Origin of the sequence: Hephaestia mangrovi, assembly GCF_019880555.1 — a bacterium.
Taxonomy (GTDB): domain Bacteria; phylum Pseudomonadota; class Alphaproteobacteria; order Sphingomonadales; family Sphingomonadaceae; genus Sphingomonas; species Sphingomonas mangrovi.
Genome location: NZ_JAINVU010000005.1, coordinates 259,036 through 281,918 on the forward strand (window position 1 = coordinate 259,036; position 22,883 = coordinate 281,918).

General features: G+C 66.0%; 29 protein-coding genes. 11 read left to right on the forward strand and 18 right to left on the reverse strand.

The genetic code is table 11. The features are described 5' to 3' along the window. Positions 1-2: 2 nt before the first annotated feature. Complete coding sequence (locus K7G81_RS13225) at positions 3-569, reverse strand: carboxymuconolactone decarboxylase family protein (RefSeq protein WP_223031272.1); 567 nt, start codon at positions 567-569, stop codon at positions 3-5. 100 nt (positions 570-669) lie between these two features. Here K7G81_RS13225 and recF point away from each other — a divergent pair, with 100 nt between their 5' ends. Together recF and K7G81_RS13235 are read left to right on the forward strand one after the other, a co-directional pair. Beyond that, entirely contained in the window at positions 670-1,743 is a 1,074-nt protein-coding gene (gene recF / locus K7G81_RS13230) for a DNA replication/repair protein RecF (protein ID WP_223031273.1), read from the forward strand. A 156-nt stretch (positions 1,744-1,899) separates the two neighbouring features. Beyond that, complete coding sequence (locus K7G81_RS13235) at positions 1,900-2,646, forward strand: LemA family protein (RefSeq protein ID WP_223031274.1); 747 nt, start codon at positions 1,900-1,902, stop codon at positions 2,644-2,646. Positions 2,647-2,664: 18 nt separating this feature from the next. Here K7G81_RS13235 and K7G81_RS13240 read toward each other — a convergent pair whose 3' ends face one another. Together K7G81_RS13240 and K7G81_RS13245 are read right to left on the reverse strand one after the other, a co-directional pair. Next, the gene (locus K7G81_RS13240; protein WP_223031275.1) at positions 2,665-3,096 is read right to left on the reverse strand and encodes a nuclear transport factor 2 family protein; all 432 of its coding nucleotides are present in this window, start codon (positions 3,094-3,096) and stop codon (positions 2,665-2,667) included. Between the two features lie 17 nt (positions 3,097-3,113). After that, the gene (locus tag K7G81_RS13245; RefSeq protein WP_255587017.1) at positions 3,114-3,719 is read right to left on the reverse strand and encodes a hypothetical protein; all 606 of its coding nucleotides are present in this window, start codon (positions 3,717-3,719) and stop codon (positions 3,114-3,116) included. 89 nt (positions 3,720-3,808) lie between these two features. Here K7G81_RS13245 and gyrB point away from each other — a divergent pair, with 89 nt between their 5' ends. The 3 genes from gyrB (at position 3,809) to K7G81_RS13260 (ending at position 8,140) form a co-directional block, all read left to right on the forward strand. Continuing rightward, entirely contained in the window at positions 3,809-6,283 is a 2,475-nt protein-coding gene (gene gyrB, locus K7G81_RS13250; RefSeq protein WP_223031352.1) for a DNA topoisomerase (ATP-hydrolyzing) subunit B, read from the forward strand. 96 nt (positions 6,284-6,379) lie between these two features. Further along, entirely contained in the window at positions 6,380-7,258 is an 879-nt protein-coding gene (yghU, locus tag K7G81_RS13255) for a glutathione-dependent disulfide-bond oxidoreductase (protein WP_223031276.1), read from the forward strand. A 66-nt stretch (positions 7,259-7,324) separates the two neighbouring features. Further along, a complete protein-coding gene (locus tag K7G81_RS13260; RefSeq protein WP_223031277.1) occupies positions 7,325-8,140 on the forward strand; it encodes a class I SAM-dependent methyltransferase in 816 nt (271 codons plus the stop codon). Positions 8,141-8,237: 97 nt separating this feature from the next. On the opposite strand, the gene K7G81_RS13265 is transcribed toward K7G81_RS13260, so the two are convergent. The 3 genes from K7G81_RS13265 to K7G81_RS13275 are packed head-to-tail and all read right to left on the reverse strand — an operon-like array spanning position 8,238 to position 9,915. Next, on the reverse strand, positions 8,238-8,912 hold the full coding sequence (locus K7G81_RS13265; protein WP_223031278.1) for a M48 family metallopeptidase: 675 nt from the start codon (positions 8,910-8,912) through the stop codon (positions 8,238-8,240). After that, positions 8,909-9,343, reverse strand: coding sequence for a YcgN family cysteine cluster protein (locus K7G81_RS13270; RefSeq protein WP_439649549.1), 435 nt, complete (start codon positions 9,341-9,343; stop codon positions 8,909-8,911). Before K7G81_RS13270 ends, K7G81_RS13265 begins: the two co-directional genes overlap by 4 nt. After that, on the reverse strand, positions 9,340-9,915 hold the full coding sequence (locus K7G81_RS13275; protein ID WP_223031280.1) for an SCO family protein: 576 nt from the start codon (positions 9,913-9,915) through the stop codon (positions 9,340-9,342). Before K7G81_RS13275 ends, K7G81_RS13270 begins: the two co-directional genes overlap by 4 nt. Positions 9,916-9,980: 65 nt before the next feature. Here K7G81_RS13275 and K7G81_RS13280 point away from each other — a divergent pair, with 65 nt between their 5' ends. Continuing rightward, positions 9,981-10,583 (forward strand): ankyrin repeat domain-containing protein, encoded by a 603-nt coding sequence (locus K7G81_RS13280; protein WP_223031281.1) that lies wholly within the window; start codon positions 9,981-9,983, stop codon positions 10,581-10,583. Between the two features lie 132 nt (positions 10,584-10,715). Here the strand turns inward: K7G81_RS13280 and K7G81_RS13285 are convergent, their stop codons facing one another. From K7G81_RS13285 to K7G81_RS13335, 11 genes are all read right to left on the reverse strand, one after another. Beyond that, positions 10,716-11,213, reverse strand: a complete 498-nt coding sequence (locus K7G81_RS13285) for an MmcB family DNA repair protein (protein ID WP_223031282.1) — start codon at positions 11,211-11,213, stop codon at positions 10,716-10,718. 59 nt (positions 11,214-11,272) lie between these two features. Then, complete coding sequence (locus K7G81_RS13290; protein ID WP_369412109.1) at positions 11,273-11,869, reverse strand: cell wall hydrolase; 597 nt, start codon at positions 11,867-11,869, stop codon at positions 11,273-11,275. A 250-nt stretch (positions 11,870-12,119) separates the two neighbouring features. Further along, the gene (locus K7G81_RS13295; RefSeq protein WP_223031284.1) at positions 12,120-12,461 is read right to left on the reverse strand and encodes a DUF1491 family protein; all 342 of its coding nucleotides are present in this window, start codon (positions 12,459-12,461) and stop codon (positions 12,120-12,122) included. Then, a complete protein-coding gene (locus tag K7G81_RS13300) occupies positions 12,458-12,922 on the reverse strand; it encodes a PaaI family thioesterase (protein ID WP_223031285.1) in 465 nt (154 codons plus the stop codon). The genes K7G81_RS13295 and K7G81_RS13300 overlap by 4 nt, the downstream gene beginning before the upstream one ends. Next, positions 12,912-13,379, reverse strand: a complete 468-nt coding sequence (locus tag K7G81_RS13305; RefSeq protein ID WP_223031286.1) for a PTS sugar transporter subunit IIA — start codon at positions 13,377-13,379, stop codon at positions 12,912-12,914. Before K7G81_RS13305 ends, K7G81_RS13300 begins: the two co-directional genes overlap by 11 nt. A gap of 85 nt (positions 13,380-13,464) precedes the next feature. Next, entirely contained in the window at positions 13,465-14,058 is a 594-nt protein-coding gene (gene hpf, locus K7G81_RS13310; RefSeq protein WP_223031287.1) for a ribosome hibernation-promoting factor, HPF/YfiA family, read from the reverse strand. Positions 14,059-14,114: 56 nt separating this feature from the next. After that, complete coding sequence (gene dnaQ, locus K7G81_RS13315; RefSeq protein WP_223031288.1) at positions 14,115-14,792, reverse strand: DNA polymerase III subunit epsilon; 678 nt, start codon at positions 14,790-14,792, stop codon at positions 14,115-14,117. Positions 14,793-14,811: 19 nt separating this feature from the next. Further along, positions 14,812-15,393 carry a dephospho-CoA kinase gene (gene coaE / locus K7G81_RS13320; RefSeq protein ID WP_223031289.1) on the reverse strand — a complete coding sequence of 194 codons (582 nt, stop codon included), beginning with the start codon at positions 15,391-15,393 and terminating at the stop codon, positions 14,812-14,814. Continuing rightward, the gene (locus K7G81_RS13325; protein ID WP_223031290.1) at positions 15,390-16,202 is read right to left on the reverse strand and encodes a shikimate dehydrogenase family protein; all 813 of its coding nucleotides are present in this window, start codon (positions 16,200-16,202) and stop codon (positions 15,390-15,392) included. The genes coaE and K7G81_RS13325 overlap by 4 nt, the downstream gene beginning before the upstream one ends. Continuing rightward, a complete protein-coding gene (locus tag K7G81_RS13330; RefSeq protein ID WP_223031291.1) occupies positions 16,199-16,795 on the reverse strand; it encodes a Maf family protein in 597 nt (198 codons plus the stop codon). Before K7G81_RS13330 ends, K7G81_RS13325 begins: the two co-directional genes overlap by 4 nt. Further along, positions 16,792-17,604 (reverse strand): pyruvate, water dikinase regulatory protein, encoded by an 813-nt coding sequence (locus tag K7G81_RS13335; protein ID WP_223031353.1) that lies wholly within the window; start codon positions 17,602-17,604, stop codon positions 16,792-16,794. Before K7G81_RS13335 ends, K7G81_RS13330 begins: the two co-directional genes overlap by 4 nt. A gap of 288 nt (positions 17,605-17,892) precedes the next feature. Between K7G81_RS13335 and hemE the strand changes: the two genes are divergently transcribed. From hemE to K7G81_RS13355, 4 genes are all read left to right on the forward strand, one after another. Next, the gene (gene hemE / locus K7G81_RS13340) at positions 17,893-18,942 is read left to right on the forward strand and encodes a uroporphyrinogen decarboxylase (RefSeq protein ID WP_223031292.1); all 1,050 of its coding nucleotides are present in this window, start codon (positions 17,893-17,895) and stop codon (positions 18,940-18,942) included. Continuing rightward, positions 18,939-19,397 (forward strand): CopD family protein, encoded by a 459-nt coding sequence (locus K7G81_RS13345; RefSeq protein ID WP_223031293.1) that lies wholly within the window; start codon positions 18,939-18,941, stop codon positions 19,395-19,397. Before hemE ends, K7G81_RS13345 begins: the two co-directional genes overlap by 4 nt. Before the next feature lie 155 nt (positions 19,398-19,552). After that, positions 19,553-20,809 carry a transcription termination factor Rho gene (gene rho / locus K7G81_RS13350; protein ID WP_223031294.1) on the forward strand — a complete coding sequence of 419 codons (1,257 nt, stop codon included), beginning with the start codon at positions 19,553-19,555 and terminating at the stop codon, positions 20,807-20,809. A gap of 315 nt (positions 20,810-21,124) precedes the next feature. Next, positions 21,125-21,778 (forward strand): YjbE family putative metal transport protein, encoded by a 654-nt coding sequence (locus K7G81_RS13355; RefSeq protein ID WP_223031295.1) that lies wholly within the window; start codon positions 21,125-21,127, stop codon positions 21,776-21,778. Here K7G81_RS13355 and K7G81_RS13360 read toward each other — a convergent pair. Further along, positions 21,771-22,472 (reverse strand): dienelactone hydrolase family protein, encoded by a 702-nt coding sequence (locus K7G81_RS13360; RefSeq protein WP_223031296.1) that lies wholly within the window; start codon positions 22,470-22,472, stop codon positions 21,771-21,773. The genes K7G81_RS13355 and K7G81_RS13360 overlap by 8 nt on opposite strands. A gap of 176 nt (positions 22,473-22,648) precedes the next feature. Between K7G81_RS13360 and K7G81_RS13365 the strand changes: the two genes are divergently transcribed. Then, a complete protein-coding gene (locus K7G81_RS13365; RefSeq protein WP_223031354.1) occupies positions 22,649-22,876 on the forward strand; it encodes a DUF6489 family protein in 228 nt (75 codons plus the stop codon). Positions 22,877-22,883: the final 7 nt, after the last annotated feature.

Sequence of the window (22,883 nt, forward strand, 5' to 3'; positions counted from 1 at the left end):
CCTCATTCGCGCTCGGGCACGGGCACGTTGAAGCCGTTCAGCGTCATCGATACCAGGCAATAGAGGCCGACGAGGTAGATCAGTTCGTTGGCGCCATGCTGGCCGAAGGTTTTGACCGCCAACCGATAGCACGGCTCGGGCAGCACGCCGCCGTTCACCAGCGCGAAGGCGACGTCGTAGGCAGTGCTTTCCTCGTCATCGAGATCGTCGGGCTTCACATTGGCGACGAGCTGCGACAGCCGCCGGTCGCTCATCTTCTCCTGCTCGGCAATCGCGATATGCGCGTAGATCTCGTAAGCGGCGTCGAAATGCGCGCCGGTGACGAGGATCGCGATCTGCCGCGCCCGATCGGGCAGGCTTGCCTGCATCGACATCGCCTTGGTCAGATCCCAGATCGCCTTGCCGATCACCGGCTCGTGCAACCACGGATTCCACGGGCCGATCAGCGCGCCATCCTCGCCAACCGTCTCGAAGGCATTGAACTTCTGCGCGATTCCGGCCTTCATGTCCTCGTATAGCGGGCGTTGCTCGGCGGTCAGATCGGCGGGGTCGATCAGGGGCAGGCGCATAAGCGATCTCCGAAACTGTGGGGCGGCGCGGGGCGGCCGGACGGGCGACTCGACGGATGCAATCGCCTCGCCGCGCGATCTGCGCTAAGTCCCCCCGTCCATGCTGTCGAGCCTCGTCCTCACCGATTTCCGCAACCATCGAGACGCCGCTTTGTCGCCCGGCCCGGGCTTCGTCGTGCTCACCGGCGAGAACGGCGCGGGCAAGACCAACGTACTCGAGGCGGTATCGCTGCTCGCGCCCGGCCGCGGATTGCGCCGCGCGCCGCTGGCCGAGATGGCGCGGCAGGGTGGGAGCGGCGGGTTCGGGGTAGCGGCGACGCTCGCCGGCGACGTCCGCCTCGCCACCGGCATCGAACCGAACGCGCCGAGTCGCCGCATCGTCCGCATCAATGGCGCGCCGGCGGCGGCCAATGCGCTGGCCGACTGGCTGACGATCCTGTGGCTGACGCCGGCGATGGATCGTCTGTTCGTCGAGCCCGCGAGCGAGCGCCGCCGCTTCCTCGATCGGCTGACGCTGGCGCTCAGCCCCGCGCATGCCACCCATACTAGCCGTTACGAAGCGGCGATGCGCGCCCGCAACCGCCTGCTCGTCGAAGCGCGCGATTCGGGTGTCGCGGCCGACGGGCAATGGCTCGCCGCGCTCGAAATGCAGATGGCCGAGCATGGTACCGCGCTCGATGCCGCGCGTCGAACCACCGTCGAGGCGCTCGGCGAGGCGATCGCCGCAGCTCCCGAAGGGCCGTTCGCCCGCGCCCGCATCGCGCTGCAAAATCCCGAGGGCGAGGCGCGCAACCTCGCTGCCGCGCTCGCCGCCGGCCGCCGCCGCGACGCCGCCGCCGGGCGCACGCTTACCGGCCCGCATCGCGCCGACCTGATGGTCATGCACGATGCCAAGGATCAACCCGCCGCCTTATGCTCCACCGGCGAGCAGAAGGCGCTGCTGCTCGGTCTTGTCCTCGCCCATGCCGAGCTCGTCGCCGCGCGCACCGGCCGCGCGCCGATCCTCCTGCTCGACGAAGTCGCCGCGCATCTCGATCCAGTCCGCCGCGCCGCGCTGTTCGAGCGGCTGACCGGGCGCGGCCAGGTCTGGCTCACCGGCACCGAGCGCGCGCCATTCGCCGCGATCGGAACGGCGAGCTGGTATCATCTCGTCGATGGCATCGTGCAGGCTTGACACGGGCGCCCGCGGCGCAACCGGCAAGTATTTGAACACCGATGATTTGACCTCGCCAGCGATTGCGGCAATATCGCGCTGGGCCGGAAAGGCCCCGGTATCCGAGTAGCCCGGCCGTCGATCTTGGGGGGACGGCATCCAACAGGGATCCTCGCGATGTTCATTATTCTGCTGCTGATCGTCATCGCCGCGATCGGCCTTCTCATTCGCTCCTACAATCGACTCCGCGGCCTTTCCGAGGCCGTCAAGCGATCGCAATCCAATCTGGTCGGCGAGCTGCGCAAGCGCGCGACGCTGGTCAATCAGCTGATCGACGTCTGCAAGGGCTATGGCGATCACGAGAAGCTGACGCATCTGTCGGTCGCCTCCAGCGATGCGCAGAACCCCACCGAGCTCGCCGCGGCGACCTCTACCGTGCTGGCCAGCGTCGGCTCGATGGCCAATCGCTTTCCCGATCTCAAGGCCAATGAGACTTACAACACGCTGATGCGCCAGTTGAAGGAGATCGAGGACAATCTCCAGGCCAAGCGCGAGCTGATGAACCGCGAGGTCGAGGAATATAACAAGGTGCGCTCGGCCTTTCCGACGGTGCTGATCGCGCAGCAGCTCGGTTTTCCGGAAGCCGCCTATTTCTCCACCGACGAGGCCGGGCTCGATCAATCCCAGCAGTTTCGCACCGATGACGGCGAATTGCTCAAGGCGCAGTTCGCGCGGCTCGGGCAGGGCGTGTCGGCGGCGACCAAGCAGATCGGTCAGCGCGCCAACGCCGCCCTGCAGAACGCGCGCGAGCAGGACGGCGGCACCGCCGCGGCCGCGCCGGCAGCCACCGAGGGTGATGGCGACGGCATCGTTGCGATCGTCAAGCCCGGCGAGACGCCAGAAGACGAAGCGCCGAAGTCCTGACCGGCTCGGTCGGGTCGATCATTCCCCGGGCAGTGCGTGGCGGGCCTGGGTGTAGATCACCTGCCACCTGCCGTGGCGCTTCACCCACACGTCGGCGAAGCGCATGCGGATCGCGAACGGCTTCCCGCCGCTCGTCCCATGCGCGTCGACCACGCCGCCGAGCACCGCGCCGGTCGCCCACACCTGCTCGACCGGCTTGTCGATCGTGAACGGCGCGAAGCTGAAGCCTGTCGCGGTATAATCGCGGATGAAATCGGCCTTGGTCTCGGTCTGCCCTTGCGAATTGACCAGCAGGTAATCGTCGGCGAGCAACCGCTGCAGCGCCGCGCCGTCGCCATCGACCTGCGCCTTGTCGAAAGCGCGTGCCGCCGCGGCGAGATCGGGCGGCAGGTGCGGATAGCGCGGCATCGCCGCCGATTGCAGCGCCAGCGCCGCGAACATAACCACCATCTCCCCTCTCCTCCTTGTTATCCGAGCGTGTCGTAAATGCGCAGGATCCAGCTCAGGTCATAGACCAGCCAGAGCAGCGCGAAGGCAAAGTGGAAGCGCCGGCTGCTCGTCCACGCCGCGACCAGGCACAGCGCGATGCCGACCACCAGCCGCACGGGATATTCGGGCCCAAGCAGGTGAAGGCGATCCCAGCCCTTGACGATCGTGTCGACGAAATCGGCGACGAAGGTGAGGGCGAACAACCCGAAGAACCACCGCCGCCGCGACACGAAATAGGCTTCGTAACTGCCGTATTCGGCAAGATCGGCGGGAAACAGCAGGCAGGCCAGCACATACCACAGGAAGGCATAGCCGAGCAGGAAGACGAACAGCTCGAAATGCCAGGCATGGAGCGCGATCAGCCCGAATTCCCACCACCAGAAATGGATCATCGACAGCAGGATCACCGCCGTCCACATGAGGTGGGTGGCGAACACCTCGGCGCGGCGCGGGTGCTCGATCAGCCGCGCCCATCCCGAGAGAATGCGGGTGAGGCCGAGCCCCAGCACCACGCCGATCAGCACGCGAACGTGCAGATAGAGCTCATGCGGGTCGGGCGGTTGCGCCATAAGCGATCGGACCATTACCGCGCTTGCTTTGCAAGGGGGGAAGGCAAAGCCACGACTCGCCCATTTCGCTTCCGTTTTGGGGGGCGAATCCCTATATGCTCGATATGACCGACACCCCCAAGCAGAACGACTACGGCGCCGAATCGATCAAGGTGCTGAAGGGCCTCGACGCCGTGCGCAAGCGGCCGGGCATGTATATCGGCGACACCGACGATGGATCGGGCCTTCACCACATGGTGTTCGAGGTTTCCGACAATGCGATCGACGAGGCGCTCGCCGGGCATTGCGACCGCATCCTCATCACCCTCAACCCTGACGGTTCGGTGTCGGTCGACGACAACGGCCGCGGCATCCCGACCGGCATCCACAAGGAAGAAGGCGTCTCGGCCGCCGAGGTCATCATGACCCAGCTCCACGCCGGCGGTAAGTTCGACAACACATCGAACGACAACGCCTATAAGGTCTCGGGCGGCTTGCACGGCGTCGGCGTGTCGGTGGTCAACGCGCTCAGCGACTATCTCGATCTCACCATCTGGCGCGACGGCGAGGAGCATTACATGCGCTTCGAGCGCGGCGATGCCGTGGCGCCCTTGAAGGTCGTCGGCCCCTCGGACCGCAAAGGCACCCGCGTCACCTTCCTGCCCTCGGCCGAGACGTTCAAGATCACCGAATTCGATTTCGAGAAGCTCGAGCATCGCTATCGCGAGCTCGCCTTCCTCAATTCGGGCGTGCGCATCATCCTCGCCGACGAGCGGCACGAGGACCGCAAGGAAATCGAGCTGTTCTATGAGGGCGGCATTGCCGCGTTCGTGAAGTGGCTCGATCGCAACAAGTCGCCGCTGTTCCCCGATCCGATCGCGATCACCGGCCAGCGCGACGATATCGGCATCGAGGTCGCGCTCGAATGGAATGATTCGTACTACGAAAACGTCCTCGCCTTCACCAACAACATCCCGCAGCGCGACGGCGGCACCCATATCGCCGCATTCCGCGCCGCGCTGACGCGCACGCTCAACGCCTATGCCGACAAATCGGGGATGCTGAAGAAGGAAAAGGTGAGCTTGACCGGCGACGACATGCGCGAAGGGCTGTCGGCGATCGTCTCGGTCAAGCTGCCCGATCCCAAGTTCTCGTCGCAGACCAAGGACAAATTGGTCTCGTCCGAGGTGCGTCAGCCGATGGAAAGCCTGATGGCCGACAAGCTCGCCGAATGGCTCGAGGAGAACCCGCAGCACGCGCGGATGGTCGTCCAGAAGATCATCGACGCCGCCGCCGCGCGCGAAGCCGCCCGCAAGGCGCGCGACCTGACGCGGCGCAAGGGCGTAATGGACATCGCCTCGCTCCCCGGCAAGCTCGCCGATTGCCAGGAGCGCGATCCCGCCAAGTCCGAGCTGTTCCTGGTCGAGGGCGACTCCGCCGGCGGCTCGGCCAAGCAGGGCCGCGACCGCCATTTCCAGGCGATCCTCCCCTTGCGCGGCAAGATCCTCAACGTCGAGCGCGCGCGGTTCGATCGCATGCTGTCGTCGAAGGAGATCGGCACACTGATCCAGGCGATGGGCACCGGCATCGGCCGCGACGATTTCAACATCGAGAAGCTGCGCTACCACAAGATCGTCATCATGACCGACGCGGACGTGGACGGCGCGCACATCCGCACGCTGCTGCTGACGTTCTTCTACCGCCAGATGCCCGAGATCATCGAGCGCGGTCACCTCTTCATCGCCCAGCCGCCGCTCTACAAGGCGACGCGCGGCCGCAGCGAAGTCTATCTCAAGGACGATGCCGCGCTCGACCAATATCTGGTCGAGAACGGTGTCGCGGCGACGATCCTCGAAAGCGCCGCCGGCGCGCGCTCGGGCGCTGACCTGCGGCTGCTGGTCGATCACGCCCGGCGGATGCGCACGCTGATGCGCTATGTGCCGCGCCGTTACGATTCGGTCATCATCGAGGCGCTGGCGATGGCCGGCGCGCTTGATCCGATGGCCTCGCGCGACGATCGCATCGCGCGCGCCTCGCAAGTCGCGCAGCGGCTCGATCGCGGCGATGCCGAGGCGCGCTGGACGGTCAGCCTCAGCGAGGAAGGCGGCTATCATTTCGAGCGGCTGTGGCGCGGCGTGACCGATCACCACATCGTCGAGGCGAGCTTCCTCGTCTCCGCCGAGGCACGCAAGCTCCACGCGCTCGCCGCCGAACAGGCCGACAGCTACGCCACCGCCGGCAAGCTGGTCCGCGCCAGCGACGCCTCGGCGTCCGAAATCGATGATGAGGACGAAGGCGAGACGGTTACGGTGGGCAAGGGCGAGGCGCTCGTCGCGCGGCCGAGCCAGTTGCTCGACGCGATCCTGGCAGCGGGCCGCAAGGGCCTGTCGATCCAGCGCTACAAGGGTCTGGGCGAAATGAACGCCGAGCAATTGTGGGAAACCACGCTCGACCCGCAGGTCCGCTCGATGCTGCGCGTCGAGGTGCAGCAGGCCGACATGGCGGACGAGATCTTCACCCGCCTGATGGGCGACGTGGTCGAGCCGCGCCGCGAGTTTATCCAGGACAATGCGCTGAGCGTCGCCAATCTCGACGTGTAAAGTCCGCCTTCGCGGCTCCCAAGCGAAGCGCGGGGTTCTTCATCGCCGGTCGGCTCCCTAGCTAGGCATTACTTGCCGCGAGCGAAGGAGCCGATTGTGACCGACCAGACCGATTACGTGCCGCCCAAGGTGTGGGCCTGGAATCCCGGCAACGGCGGCCAGTTCGCCAATATCAATCGCCCGACCTCGGGCGCGACACATGAAAAGGAGCTCCCGGTCGGCGAGCATCCGTTGCAGCTCTATTCGCTGGCGACGCCCAACGGGCAGAAGGTGACGATCCTGCTCGAGGAGCTGCTCGCCGCCGGCCATCCGGGCGCCGAATATGACGCTTGGCTGATCCGCATCAACGAAGGCGATCAGTTCGGCAGCGGCTTCGTCGCGATCAATCCCAATTCGAAGATTCCCGCGCTCGTCGATCGCTCGGGCCCGGCGCCGATCCGCGTGTTCGAATCGGGCGCGATCCTGGTCTATCTTGCCGAGAAGTTCGGCGCGTTCCTGCCCACCGACCCCGCAAAACGCGCCGAAACGCTATCCTGGCTGTTCTGGCAGATGAGCGCCGGGCCGTTCCTCGGCGGCGGCTTCGGCCATTTCTACGCTTATGCCCCGACCAAGATCGAATATGCCATCGATCGCTATGCAATGGAGGTGAAGCGTCAGCTCGACGTGCTCGACAAGCGCCTCGCGGACCATCGCTTCCTCGTCGGCGACGATTATACGATCGCCGACATGGCAGTGTGGCCCTGGTATGGCGGCCTTGTGCAGGGCAAGATCTACGGCGACTCGGCCGAATTCCTGCAGGTCGCCGACTATAAGAACCTCCGCCGCTGGACCGATGAGATCGCCGCGCGCCCGGCGGTGCAGCGCGGCCGCATTGTCAACCGCGCCACAGGCGATCCCGCCGAGCAATTGCGCGAACGTCACGACGCAAGCGACTTCGAGCTGCGCACGCAGGACAAGCTCGAACCCGCCGCCTGATCTTTTGCCGAGCGACGGCTGGCGGCAAAGCTGCTATCCTCCCGCCTACACATAGGGAGGACAGGCATGATCAAGGCACGATGGATGGTGTTGGCGAGCGCGGCCGCGCTGGCGGCATGCGGGCAGGCGACCGCCGGGCAGGACGCCGATACCAACAGCGCCGCTCCGGCTGCGACGCCGACGGCCGACTCGACGCTGCCGCCGGCGATCGCCAAGGCCGCCGCCGATCCCGCGCGCGGCCCTGACGCCGCGACGGTCGACGCACGCCGCCACGGCCCCGAAATCCTCGCCTTCGCCGGGGTCAAGCCGGGCGACAAGGTGATCGATCTGATCCCCGGCGCGGCTTATTGGACCAAGCTGTTCGCCAAGACGGTCGGCGACAGCGGCCATGTCTACGGTATCTGGCCGACGCCCTATGCCAATGAGGCGCGCGGCAACGTCGTCGATTACCAGAAGCTCGCCGGCTCGGCCGATTTCCCCAATGTCAGCATGTCGATCGAACCGGCGACCGAGATTACCGCGCCGGAGAAAGTCGATCTGGTCTTCACCTCGCAGAATTACCACGATTATCCGGACAAATTCATGGGCTCGATCGATCCCGCCGTGTTCAACAAGGCGGTGTTCGACGCGCTCAAGCCCGGCGGGACCTTCCTGGTCGTCGATCATGCAGCGCCTGCGGGATCGGGCATGGCGGATACCGATACGCTGCACCGCATCGATCCGGCGATCGTCAAGCAGCAGGTGACGGCAGCGGGCTTCGAGTTCGTCGGATCAAGCGACTTGCTCGCCAACCCGGCCGACGATCACACGCTCAAGGTATTCGATCCCAAGGTGCGCGGCCACACCGATCAGTTCATCTACAAGTTCCGCAAGCCTGCTTGATTTGATCCGCTTCCGCGGATGCCGCCCCAGCCCGCTCCCCCACCTCCACTCAGCATAATGGGAGGTGGGATGGGGGAGCGGGCTGGGGCCGAACCAATCAAACAGATCGCCCCACCCAATGGAGCGCGGCGCCGTTACGCTTGAGCCAGGCGCGCGCCGGGGCCGGATCGTCGCCGAGGATTTCGGCCGCAGCGGCGTGAAACGCGGGGCCGTGGTGCATGTGGATGCGATGCGCGACCTCGTGCGCCACAGTCGCGCGGCGGACGAAATCGGGCGCAAGGATCAACCGCCAGCTATAGCGAATCGCGCCCGAACTGCTGCAACTGCCCCAGCGCCCGCGCGGATCGCCGATCGAAACCGCCGCCACCGTGACGCCGGCTCGGTCGGCGAAGAAGGCGGTTTCCTCGCGCAGCAGCGCCAGCGCGCCGCGCCGCAGCCAGCTCTCGATCCGGCGCGACAGGCCCTCGGCCGGGCCGCCAACCACCAGCCGGTCGCCGTCCAGCGCTACCCGGCGCGGCCGATCGGCCGACCAATCGATCGTCACCGTCTCACCGCGATAGGGCAGCGTCGCGCCGGGCGCGAACGGCCGCCCCTCGGGTAGCCGCGCGCGCTGCATCGCCAGCCATGCCGCCTGCTGCTCCGCCCATTTGAGCGCGGGCTTGAGCGCCGCGCGCTTGGGCAGTGTCAGCCGCGCCCGCCCGCTGGTCGGATCGACCGTCAGCCGCACGCGCCGCGCGCGCGCATGGCGGACGATGTCGATCTCCGCCGTCACAGCTCGCGATCGACGATATGGTGTTCGAGCGCGCCCGCGTCGGTCTCCGAAATCGTCCAGCCGGCGACCGAATGGCCGGCGCGGCGCACCGCGTCGCGATCGCCGCACACCAGATAATGCCAGTCGGGGAGCGGCTTGCCCTCGGCGCGCAGGCGATAGGCGCAGGTCGAGGGCAGCCAGTCGATCGTGTCGACATTGCCCGAGGTCAGCCGCACGCAATCGGGCACATAGGCGCGGCGGTGGCGGTAATCCGAACATTGCGCGGTGGCCCGGTCGAGCAGCCGGCACGCGACATTGGTCGCAAACAATTCGCCGGTTTCCTCATCCTCCAGCTTGTGCAGGCAGCATTTGCCGCAGCCGTCGCACAGCGCCTCCCACTGCCCGCGATCGAGCTCGGCAAGCGGCCGGTCCTCCCAGAATCGCGCGCTCATCGGGCCCATTTCTCAAGCGTCGCGGTAACCGCCTGCGGCGTTTCCTGCACCGGTACGATGACGATCGGCTTGCCCTGGGGGCCGAACAGGATCGCCTGATCGCTGTGCTGGACGATATAGCTGCCGTTCGCGCCGGCCGGCTCGGCCTTGTAGAACACGCGATACTCCTTGGCGGTCCCGGCGATATCGGCGGCGCTGCCGGTCAGCCCGATCATCCGGGGATAGAAAGCCGAGACGAACGCCTTCAGCACCTTCGGCGTGTCCCGCGCCGGATCGACGGTGACGAAAATCGGCACGATCCGCCGTGACAGCGCCGGATCGCTCTTGTCGAGCATCCGCATCGCCGCCCCCAACGTCTGCATGTCGGTAGGGCAAACGTCAGGGCACGAGGTGTAGCCGAAATACATGATCCGGTAACGCCCCGCGAAATCGCGATCGGTGACGCGGCGGCCGTCCTGATCGGTCAAGGCGAACGGCCCGCCGATCGTCGCCCCGGCCAGAGGCGGCGGCGTTTTCGCTTGCGAACAGGCCGCGAGCGCCAGCAAAACCGGGAAAAAGCGCGCAGCGTTCATGACAAGGCCAGCCATGATCTGTTAAGCGGCGCCACGCAAGTCATCCGTCTTCGAAGGGGTCGCCCATGTCCTCGCGCCGCGTTTCATTCCTCCTCGTCCCGCTGTTGCTCGCCACGTCCCCCGCCGCCGCGCAGCTCAGCCGCAGCGACGCGCACAAATTCCTCGACGCGATCAAGAACGAGAAGGCCCAGGACGTCACCGACATGCTCGCCACGCCGGGCAATACGTTGATCAACACGCAGGATCCCGGCACCGGCGACACCGCGCTGCACATGGTCGTCAAGCGCGGCGACGTCACCTACACGCGCTTCCTGCTCCAGCACGGTGCCGATCCGAACGTCCGCAACAAGCAGGGTCAGACCCCGGCGATGCTCGCGGTCGACGAGAATGAGGAGCCCTGCCTGCAAGCGCTGATCGCGGGCAAGGCCGATCTCAACGTCGGCAACGATCGCGGCGAGACGCCGCTGATCCGCGCCGTGCAGATGCGCAACGCGGCAATGGTGCAGGATCTGCTCAAGGGCGGCGCCGATCCCGATCAGACCGATCACATGGCCGGTCTGTCGGCGCGCGATTATGCCAAGCGCGATTCGCGGTCGCCGATCATCGCCAAGCTGCTCGCCGACGCCCCCAAGGTTCACAAGGCCCCGCAGATCGGCCCATCGCTCTAGGCCCGGACCCGAAGCTCGTCGCATAAGCGCCGTCATGCTGAACGTGTTTCGGCTGCCGGTAACGGTTCGTTCCTGCCGTAACCTTCGATCCCGCTCGATGCACACCCGGCGCCTGATCCGGCCAAGCCCGAATCAGGCGATCAGCCCGGCTTCGGGGTCGGTGAGCCCGATCAGCCGCCGCCCGGCGCGGCGCGCCAGGGCCAGCGTGCAGCGCTTGCGGGCCGCCGCGGTCATCGCGTGCGTCGTGGCCTCGCGGACGATCGCCGCGTCATAGCGATCGGCGACGATCACCCCGGTCCGTTCGGGCAGGAATCCCTCGCGATCGAGCGGGCTGGCGTCGAATCCCGCCGGCACCGCCCAGAAATAACGATCGCAATGATCGAGATAATCGGTCCACTTGCCGTCGCCGAGCAGATCGCCGCGCGCCACCTTGATCTCGACGATGACGATCCGCCCGCGCGCGTCGAGCGCCATCAGGTCGGCGCGGCGGCCGCCATCGAGCGGCACCTCGCCCATCGCGACGAGATCGTGGCGCAGCAGCATCCGCGTCACCCCGCGCGCGACGTCCGCTGCGCACAAGGGCGACGCGGGATCGTCGACGCAGGAGGCGGGCGGGGCAAGGCTGGCCATGCCGCGAACGCTAGAACATTACGCGAACGAAGAAAACCCCGGAATCGCGTGCGGCTGTTTCAACGGAAGAAGATATGATGGCCGATCGAGGCGATCCGCGTCTTTCCCCAGCCGGGCTTGACCCGCTTGGCATGGAAGAACAGCGCTTCGGGCGCCGGATTATCCCACGCCTTGGCGAGCGCGACCTGCGCGACCGCAAGCGCGGTGCGATACGATTTGCGATTGAGGTCGATATGCGGGATCCGGCCGCCGCGCACGAACGAGAACTGGCCGGGCTGGGTCACCACGCCGCAGATCGTCGCCGGAAAACGGCTCGATTTGGTGCGGTTGATGATGACATCGGCCACCGCGAGCTGGCCGTCGAGCGGCTCGCCCTTCGATTCGAAATAGATCGCGCCCGCCAGGCAGGCGAGATCGCCGTCGACCGCCGCCGGCACCTGCTGCGCGGCGACCGCGGCGTCGAGGCTGGCGAATTCCGCCTGCTCGTCGGTATCGGCTTCACGGGCGGCCGCATCGATCGAGTCGTCGCCGGGCAGCTTCTGCACCGTCACGCCGGGAATTTCCGGCGTCGGCTTCATCGGAACCTTTACCGATACATCGCCGTTGACCGGGATAAGTGCCGCCAATGACGGCGTGGAAATGGGCGTCTTGCTCATTTCCGAGGCGAAGCCCGGGCTGCTCAGGCCGACCAGGCTTGCAACACAAAGAGACATCGCCGCGACTACCGCGGCGTGCTGACGAAACGACATTCCAACTGCTGACTATGCGGTTGACGTGCGATCCGGCTTGCACTGCGCAATTCCGGTCGGACTATCCCCCGACTGCGTCACCGTCCCGATCTCTGACCTCGATGGCGGCACAACGCTTTGCTCTAGCGATCGCCTTATTTTGTGCGACGCGGAAGAGTCAACGCCCCAAAATCGTTTCAGCGGCGAACCGTTCGGCCTCTGCGATATCCAGTTCGACGACCCATAGATCGGGGTCGCGCGATCGGCGGCGGCGCCAGTAATCGTTGAATTCCAGCGCATCGGCCGGGTCGCGCGGCCCCGTCTCGATTAGCGCGCTGGCGCCGTCGGGGCCGAGTCCGCGTTCGAGAAAGCGCGCATTGCCGCCCCGTTCCTGGACAATGACCAGGATGCCGCCCGCTTGCGAATCGCCCCTGGCGAGCACCATCCCGATCCCGCCGGCATCGTTGACTCGCCGCAGCAGCGCCGAGACCACCACGCCGCTGGGCAGCCGATCGCTCATGGCTGGGCGCGATAGCCGGGCAGCCCCGCAAGCGGAATCCGCGAGCGCATGAAGGTGCCGGTGCCCCGCGCCGCCTCCTCGCCCGCCGCGTCGATCAGCCGCGCTTCGGCGACGTACACGCGGCGCCGGCCGCTCAGCCAGCGCCCTTCCGCGATCACCGGTCCCGCGCGCAACGGCCGGGTAAACAGCAGGTTGAACGCGGTGGTCAGCAGGAAACGGTCGGTGACGAGGCTGTTGGCGGCATAGAAAGCGGCATCGTCGAGCATCTTGAAATAGGCGGTGCCGTGGACCGCGCCGGCGGCATGGAAATAGCGTTCGTCGAGCTCGAAGCGGATTCGCGACAAGCCCGCCCCGGTGATCTCGAGCGTGGAATCGAACAGCCGGTTGATCGGTGCTGCCGCATAGAGCGATTCGAGCGCGCGGTGATGCGCCGCCTCGCCCGACGGCGCCTCAGGCGGCATCGCGTGTTTCGGACTCGGTCAACAGCGCATAGAGTGCGTCGGGCGATCCCGCGCCGCGCAGCTTGGCGACGAACCCGGGATCGCGCAGTGCCCGCGAAACCCGCGCCAGCGTCTTCAGATGGTCGGCACCGGCATCGGGCGGCGACAGCAGCATGAAAACGATATCGACCGGCATCGCATCGACCGCGTCGAAATCGATCGGTTGCGCCAGTCGCGCGACGGCACCGACGATCCCGTCGAGCCCGGCCACCCGGGCGTGGGGAATCGCGATGCCACCGCCATAGCCGGTCGAGCCCAGCTTCTCGCGTTCGGCGAGCCGCTCGGCAACATCGCGCGGGTCGAGCCCATGGCGGTCGGCCACCGCGGCGCCCAGGGCCTGGAACAGCGCTTTCTTGGTCGGGGCGGTCAGGTTGGCGAGAATCGTATCGGGATTAAGCAGGTCGGAAAAGTCGGTCATCATCTGTCCTGGAAGCGCCAAAGCCCATGGCCTCGCGCCAAATCATGACGCGGGCCATAGACCCTTTCGGATGAAATCGGAAGGTTCAGCCGGCCCGGTTCGGCTCGACCCATCCGATCGTGCCGTCGCCGCGGCGATAGACCATGTTGTAGGCGCCGGTGCCCGAATTGCGGAACATCAGCGCGCCGGTGTTCCTGAGATCGAGCATCATCACCGCGTCCGACACGCTGGCATCGGGAATGTCGACCCGCGTCTCGGCAATGATCAGCGGCGCGTCGCTCGCCTCGTCGCTTTCGTCGCCCTGGAACACGGTGTAGCCGGCTTCGTCGAGCCCGCCGTCATAGGCGCCATTCTGCGCGGCAGCGGCGGCCTGGCCGGCGTTGCGATCCTTCAGCCGCCGCGTGTAGCGGCGCAATTGCTTTTCGATCTTGTCGGCCGTGCCGTCGAACGCGCCGTGCGCGTCCTGCCCGTTGTTGGTGCCCTTGAGCACCAGCCCCTGCATTACGTGCATCACGATATCGCAGGTGAATCCGGCGTCGTGCGGCCCCTTGCCGAAGGTCGCCTGGGCGGAAATCGAGCGTGAGAAATATTTGTCCGCGATACCCTGGAGACGGTCCTGAACGTGCCCCTTGAGCGCGCCACCGACATCGACCTGATGACCAGAAACCCGGATATCCATATGTTCTTCTCCACAATCAGAACAGGCACGGCGCGACATGCGCCGGCGAGACGCCGTCACGCCTCGGCAAGCCAAAGCGGATCGGCGATCTCCTTCAAAAACGCGGCATGTGCCGCAAGTTCCGCCGCATTGGCGGCGAACGGACGCGGCGGCCGGACGACCGACGCCACCGTCTGGGTGACGATCGGTTCCGGCTCGTCGCTGACGAGGGTGAGGCCGATCTGGCGTCCCCCGGTCAATTCGACATAGACCTGCGCGAGCAGTTGCGCGTCGAGCAGCGCGCCGTGCAGCACGCGATGGCTGCGATCGACGCCGAAGCGCGTGCACAAGGCATCGAGCGTGTGCTTGGCGCCGGGATGCCGCTGCCGCGCGATCTGCAGCGTATCGACCATTCGTTCCATCGCGACGAGCGGCCGGCCGCATTGGCCGAGCTCGCCGTTGAGGAAACCGAAATCGAACCCGGCATTGTGCGCGACCAGCGGCGCGTCTTCGAGGAAGTCGATCAGCTCCTCGACTTTCTCGGCGAACAGCGGCTTGTCCGACAGGAAAGTATCGGAAAGTCCGTGCACCGCTTGCGCCTCGGCGGCCATCGCGCGCTCGGGATTGAAATAGCAATGAAAGGTGCGTCCGGTCTCGACGCGGTTGACCAGCTCGACGCAGCCGATCTCGACCAGCCGGTCGCCACCGGAGAAGCTCAGACCGGTGGTTTCGGTATCGAACACGATTTCGCGCATCGGGCGAGTATCTACCTGCTCACCGCCGGAGGCAAGCGATCACCGCATCGACTTGCGCCTGCGTATCCGAAATCGCCACGCCGGTATCGATGACGAAGTCGGCGCGGCGGCGCTTTTCGGTATCGGGCATCTGCCGGGCTAGGATCGCCTCGAACCGCGCCGCCGTCATGCCCGGTCGCGCCAGCACCCGCGCGCGCTGCACCTCGGCGGGCGCCGAAACCACCGCGACCTTGTCGACTTGGGCCGCGCCGCCGGTCTCGAACAGCAACGGAATGTCGAGCAGCACCAGCGGCGCCGCGCGATTCGCTTCGAGGAACCGCCGCCGCTCCTCGGCGACCGCCGGGTGGACGATCGACTCGAGTCTCTTCAACGCCGCTGGATCGCCGAGCACCGCTTCGGCCAGCGCCGTCCGCTCGACGCCTTCGGGGCCGGTCGTGTCGGGAAACTGTGCCTCGATCGCGGCGACGATCCGGCCGCCCGGCCCCTGCAGGCGGTGAACCGCGGCATCGGCGTCGAACACCGGCACGCCGCGGTTGGCGAACATCGCCGCGACGGTCGATTTCCCCATGCCGATCGAGCCGGTAAGGCCGAGCAGAATCATGACATCAGCAGGCGGCGGAGGTCGTCATCGTCGTCGCGCGGCGGCGCGCTGCCGAAGAAGATCTCGAACGCCAGCGCCGCCTGGCCGACCAGCATGTCGAGCCCGTCGACCGTCTCCAGCCCCTGCGCTTCGGCAGCCTGGAGCAGCGGCGTCTCGAGCGGCGCATAGACGATGTCGTAGACCACCGCGTCGTCGGGCAGCGGCGACAGATCGATATCGAGCGCCGGCTGCCCCGTCATGCCGAGCGGGCTGGCGTTGACCAGCAGCGCGGCCGGCGGCAGCGGCGCGTCGAGCGGCTTGACTGCCCCCTGCAACCCGAAATGCGAGAGCAGCGCCGCGCCCTTCAACGCATTGCGCGCGAGCAGCGTCACCGGCCCTGCGCCGATCCGCGCGAGCGCGAACAGGATCGCGCGCGCCGCGCCGCCGCTGCCGATCACCACCACGGGGCGCCCGGCAAGATCCACGTCGGCGATCGGCGCGATGAAACCGCCGGCATCGGTGTTGGTCCCGGTCAGTTCTCCATCAGCGTCGCGGAACACGGTGTTGATCGCACCGATCGTGTCGCGAATGCCGCCCTTGTCGGCGACCAGCGCCAGCGCGGCCTCCTTGTGCGGGATGGTGATGTTGCAGCCGCGCCAGGCGGGATCGGCGCGCCGCGCGTCGAAATAGCCCGCCAGCGCGTCGGGCGTGACGTGGCATTGCTCGTACCGCGCGTCGATCCCCAGTCGGTCGAGCCAGAATCCGTGAATCAACGGCGATTTGGAATGAGCGATCGGATCGCCGATCACCTCTGCATAAGGCCTGGTCATGACGCCAAGACGCCGCGCGTGCGCAGATAGTCAAGCACCGGCAGCAGCGGCATGCCCAGCACGGTGAACTGGCTGCCCTCGATCCGGCTGAACAATTGCGCCCCCGGCCCCTCGATCCGATAGCAGCCGACGCATCCCGCGATCGCCGGCCATTCCATATCGAGATACTGTTCGATGAAGCCGTCGCTCAGCGGCCTGACGAACATCTTCGCGCGATCGACCACGCGCCATACCGGCCGCCCGTTCTCGGCGATCACTGCGGCGCTGACCAGATCGTGGCGGCGGCCCGACATCATCCGTAAGTGCGCCGCTGCCGCCTCGCGGCTTTCCGGCTTGTCGAGCGTCGTCCCGTCCTCGAACGCGACGAGCGAATCCGATCCCAGCACCAGCGCGCCGGGCCGCGCCTGCGACACCTTCACCGCCTTCAGTTCGGCCAGCGCATCGGCCAAGGCGCGGGGCGGGGCGCCTTCGTCGCGCAGCGCGATCTTGGTCGCCTCTTCATCGACATGAGCAGGAATGGCGTCATGAGGCACGCCGGCGGCATCGAGCATCGCCCGGCGAGAGGCGCTTTGCGATGCGAGGATCAGGGTCATGAATCGGCCTTGTTTTGCTGGGCGAGCGCGATGATCGCCGCGGCGGTTTCCTCGATCGAGCGGCGCGTGACGTCGATCACCGGCCAGCCGTTGTCGGCGAACATCCGCCGCGCATAGGCGACCTCGCGCGCCACCGCCTGCGGATCGACATAATCGGTCTCCGCCGCCTGGTTGAGCGACAGCAGGCGATTGCGGCGCACCTGGATCAGTCGGTCGGCGCTGGTCGTCAGCCCGACCACCATCGGGCGCTCGAGCCCGAACAGCACCGGCGGCGGCGGCGATTCGACGACGATCGGGATATTGGCGGTCTTGAACCCGCGATTGGCGAGATAGATCGAGGTCGGCGTCTTCGACGTGCGCGATACGCCGGCGAGCACGATATCGGCCTCTTCCCAATCCTCCCAGCCGATGCCGTCGTCATGCGCGATGGTGAACTGGATCGCATCGACCCGCGCGAAATAGGCGGCGTCGAGCATGTGCTGGCGCCCCGGACGCGCCTTCGCTTCCTGCCCGAGCAGCGCGGAGAGCGCGTCGTTGACTGGATCGAGCGGCGCCACGGCAGGCAAGCCCAGCGCGCGGCAGCGTTGCTCGAGCATCGCCCGCGTCGCGCTGTTGACCAAAGTGAACACCACCAGCCCGGGATTCTGCGCGATCTCCTCGAGGATGCGTTCGAGATGCGCCTCGGTGCGGACCATCGGCCAGAAATGGCGGATCGTCTCGACATCGTCATATTGCGCCAGCGCCGCCTTGGCGATGTTCTCCAGCGTCTCACCGGTCGAATCCGACAGCAGATGAAGGTGCAGGCGCATCAGCTGGACGAAAGTGTGGAAAACATGGGCGCAAGCGGTAGCGCAACCGGCCGCAGCCGCCAAGCGAGCGCGCCGCGGTGGATCATCGCATGACAATCCACAATCCCGTTCACAGGCGCCGGTTCCATCGACAGGCTGTGGATAACGGGGACGACGGAATCGAATCGATCGGATTCCGCGAGCGCCCGGCGGTCAAGCTGTTGGCATTTTATGGATCGCCGCCTAAGCCCCGTTACCCACGTGCCTACAGCTTCAACATCCTCTTTGAATCTTCTTATTAGATAGAAGATGGGAGCCGATACCCTGACCGATCTGCGTTCCGCCAAGCCGTTGCTCGATACGCTGAACGGCGCGAAGCTGCCGGTGCCGCCGATCTGGCTAATGCGCCAGGCCGGACGCTATCTCCCCGAATATCGCGCGCTTCGGGAGACCAAGGGCGGCTTCCTTGAGCTCGCTACCGATCCGCAAGCAGCAGCCGAGATCACGCTGCAGCCGATCCGCCGCTTCGCCATGGACGGCGCGATCCTGTTCTCCGATATCCTGATGGTGCCCTGGGCGCTCGGCCAGGATCTGCGTTTCGAAACGGGCGAGGGGCCTCGCCTATCGCCGGCGCTGGTCGATCACGCGTTGGATGCGCTCGAAGCAGCGCCAGCGCGGCTCGATGCGGTTTACGAAACCGTTCGCCGCGTGAAGCCGCAGCTCCCGCGCGAGACGACCTTCCTCGGCTTCGCGGGCAGCCCGTGGACGGTGGCAACCTATATGGTCGCGGGGCAGGGCAGTCGCGACCAGGGCGAGACGCGCCGCCTGGCCTATCGCGATCCCGCGGCGTTCGGCGCGATCATCGAGGCGATCGCCGCCACCACGGTCGCGTATCTGTCGCGCCAGATCGAGGCCGGGGTCGAGGCGGTGCAATTGTTCGATAGCTGGGCGGGCAGCCTGTCGCCTGGGCAATTCGATCGCTGGGTGATCGCCCCCACCGCGCGCATCGTCGCCGATCTCAAGGCGCGCCATCCCCACGTCCCAGTGATCGGTTTTCCGAAAGGTGCCGGCGGCAAGCTTTCCGCTTATGCGCGCCAGACCGGCATCGACGCGATCGGGCTCGACGAGACGGTCGATCCCGCCTGGGCGCACGCCGTATTGCCCGCCGGCCTGCCGGTGCAAGGCAATCTCGATCCGCTGGCGCTGATCGCCGGCGGCGATGCGCTTGACCGCGCGGTGGATCGCATCCTCGACGCCTTCGTGGAGCGTCCGCATATCTTCAATCTCGGCCATGGCATCCTGCCCGATACGCCGATCGCGCATGTCGAGCGGTTGCTCGCACGCGTCAGGGGAGAATGACGATGGGTTTCCTCGGTAGCGCCTATCCCTGGGTCAAGGCGGCGCATGTCGTGTTCGTGATTTTCTGGATGGCGGGCATGTTCATGCTGCCGCGTTATCTCGTCTATCATCAGGAGGCCGGTGTCGGCACGCCAGAGGCCGATCGCTGGATCGATCGCGAGCGCATGCTGCGCAAGATGATCCTCACCCCGTCGATGATCCTCGTCTGGCTGCTCGGCATCCTGCTGGCGGTCAATATCGGCCTGTTCGAGGGCCAGCCGGGCCTCGGCTGGCTCCACGCCAAGATCGCCATCGTCGTGCTGCTGTCGGGCTATCACGGCTGGGCGGTGGGCTATTCGAAGAAGCTCGCGCGCGGCGACGCACGCCTCACCGGCAAGCAGCTTCGCATGTTTAACGAAGTGCCCGCGTTGGCCGTGATCCTGATCGTGATCCTGGTCATCGTCCGGCCGTTCTGATCGGCTTGACTTAGCCCCGGCCGACTCCTAATTCTTGTCGGTAACGCATGGCGTGCCGTTCGGCACCTCTGCGTTTCCCTCCCTCCAGCTTCGCCAGCGTATTCCTCGCCGAGCCGACGCTTCCCAGTACAGCCCAAACGCCCCGCGGAAAACCAATGCATCTCAAGGATTTAAAGAAGAAAACCCCGGCCGAGCTGGTCGAAATGGCCGAGGCGCTCGGCGTCGAGGGCGCGTCGACGCTGCGCAAGCAGGATCTGTTGTTCGGCATCCTCAAGGAGCAGGCCGAGCAGGGCGACCAGATCATGGGGCTGGGCACGATCGAGGTGCTGCAGGATGGCTTCGGCTTCCTGCGCAGCCCCGAGGCGAATTATCTCGCCGGCCCCGACGACATCTATGTCTCGCCCAATCAGGTCCGTAAGTTCGGCCTGCGTACCGGCGATACCGTCGAAGGCGAGATCCGCGCGCCCAAGGATGGCGAGCGCTATTTCGCGCTGACCAAGCTCACCAGCATCAATTTCGACGATCCCGAGGTTGTCCGTCACCGCGTCAATTTCGACAATCTGACGCCGCTCTATCCGGAGCAGAAGCTGACGCTCGACCCGCAGGACCCGACCGTCAAGGACAAGTCGGCGCGGGTCATCGACATCGTCAGCCCGCAGGGCAAGGGCCAGCGCACGCTGATCGTCGCGCCGCCGCGCGTCGGCAAGACGGTGATGCTGCAGAACATCGCCAAGGCGATCACCGACAATCACCCCGAAGTCTTCCTGATCGTGCTCTTGATCGACGAGCGGCCCGAGGAAGTCACCGACATGCAGCGCAGCGTGAAGGGCGAGGTCGTCTCCTCGACCTTCGACGAGCCGGCGAACCGCCACGTCCAGGTCGCCGAGATGGTGATCGAAAAGGCCAAGCGCCTGGTCGAGCATAAGAAGGACGTGGTGATCCTGCTCGATTCGATCACCCGCCTCGGCCGCGCCTACAACACCGTCGTCCCGTCGTCGGGCAAGGTGCTGACCGGCGGTGTCGACGCCAACGCACTGCAGCGCCCGAAGCGCTTCTTCGGTGCGGCGCGCAACATCGAGGAAGGCGGCTCGCTCTCGATCATCGCCACTGCCCTCATCGATACCGGCAGCCGCATGGACGAAGTGATCTTCGAAGAGTTCAAGGGCACCGGTAACTCGGAAATCGTGCTCGACCGCAAGGTCGCCGACAAACGCATCTTCCCGGCGCTCGACGTCGGCAAGTCGGGTACCCGCAAGGAAGAGCTGCTGGTCGACAAGGCCAAGCTCTCCAAGATGTGGGTGCTGCGTCGTATCCTGATGCAGATGGGCACGATCGACGCGATGGAATTCCTCCTCGACAAGATGAAGGATTCCAAGACCAACGAAGATTTCTTCGACAGTATGAACCAGTGAGCGGCCTGATTTAGCGGCTCGCTAAATCAGGACTCGCGAACGCACGGCCGGCGGGCCGTCAGGCCCGGCCGACGGCGCGGATTCACTCCGCGCCGGCGCTCCCGCAAAGCAACGCTTTTCGTTGCTTGAATACTGAATGCCCCCAGCCGTCACCCTGAACTCGTTTCAGGGTCCATGGACCGACGGCGGCGGGGGACGCGCGAGCAATGGTTGCTAATGGTTGCTGGACCAAGTTCGGGCTGACGTGATGCTCATGCGGCGAATTTCGGTTCCCGAAGCCTAGGCCGCCATCACCGCCCCTGCTAGGCCTGCATTATGCCCGATTTCAGCATCGCCGACGTCTTTACCACCGCGGGTCTAGCGACGCTCGCGCAGGTCATCATGATCGATCTGATGCTGGCCGGTGACAATGTCGTGGTGCTCGGCACGCTTGCTGCGGGTCTGCCGCCACGCGATCGCAAGCGGGTGCTCGCGATCGGTGTCGGCATAGCGCTCATCTGTTTGGTCGCCTTCGCTTTCATGGCGACGCAACTGCTCCATGTCGTCGGGTTGTTGTTTGCCGGCGGCTTGCTGCTGTTGTGGGTCGGCTGGAAGCTGTTCCGCGAACTTCATCCCGCCGGGCCCGCCGCGCCGGTCGATGATCCCGATACGCCCGAGATCGAGGGCGGCAAGCCGACCAAGAGCTTCGCGCGCGCCGCCGTCCAGGTCGCGCTGGCCGATCTGTCGATGAGCCTCGACAATGTCCTCGCGGTGGCCGGCGCCGCGCGCAATCATCCCACCGTCTTGTTCTTCGGCCTGGCGCTATCGGTGACGCTGATGGCGGTTGCCGCCAATCTGATCGCGCGCGTGATCGAGCGCCACCGCTGGATCGCCTTCATCGGCCTCGCGGTCATCCTCTATGTTGCGGGATCGATGATCTATCACGGCGTGGTCGATCCCGAGGTGGGAGTGAAGACGCTGATCAGCTGAGGTGCTCGGCAAAGAACGCCGCGGTTCGCTGGTCGGCGAGATCGGCCGATTTCGCTGACCGCCGCTTGCCGAATTCTGTCGCGAATCCATGGTCTTCGCCCGGATAATCGTAGATCGTGACCTTGGGGTGGTCATCGAGCCCGGCGTGCATCCGCGCTTGCGCGTCCTTGTCGACGAAATGGTCCTCCTGCGGCACGTGGAGGAGCACCGGCTTGGCGATGGCGTGTTTCTCGCCCAGCAGATTATCGATGCCGACGCCGTAATAGCCGACGCTGGCGTCGCTATCGGTGCGCGTCGCGGTCATGAAGGCGAGGCGGCCGCCCAGGCAATAGCCGACCACGCCGACCTTGCCGCCGGCACCCAGCATCGCCCGCGCCGCGCGGATCGTCGCCTCGATGTCACGCACGCCCGCGTCCTGGTTGAACTTGCCCATCAGCGCGAGCGCGCGCTGGAATTCGGGCTCGATATCGGGATCGAGTTCGATCCCCGGCTCGAGCCGCCAGAACAGATCGGGGGCGAGCGCGAGATAGCCATCCTCGGCCAACCGGTCGCACTTCCGCCTGATCCCGGCATTGATCCCGAAAATCTCCTGGATGACGATGATCGCGCCTTTCGGCTTTGCCGCCGGCTCGGCAACGTAGCATCCGAAATCGCCCTGGCCGTCGAGCGCTGTGATGCGGATCATGTCGGTCATTATGTTTCATCCTCACGTAATATTTGTTCTAACTGCGTGGGTTGGTGCAGTCGGGGGAACGGCGTTTCACGTGAAACGATCGAGCCGGCATTATGTTCGCCGTTGCCGCGAGGGGCGCGGCGAGGGCATAGGCGATGCTATCATCTTGCGCAATCGGCGCTCAAGCGGAGACGATGATGAAGATCAATGTCGAGATCGATTGCACGCCGGAGGAGGCGCGCCGGGTGATGGGCCTGCCGGACCTCACGCCGCTCCACGACAAATATCTCAGCGCGATGAGCGAGATGATGGATCCCAAGGCGCATCCCGAAATGATCGACACGATGATGAAGAACTGGGGGCCGATGGGCGACAGCGCCATGGCGTTCTGGCGCCGCTTGTTCGAAGGCGCCAAGCAAGGCTGAGCTCCGG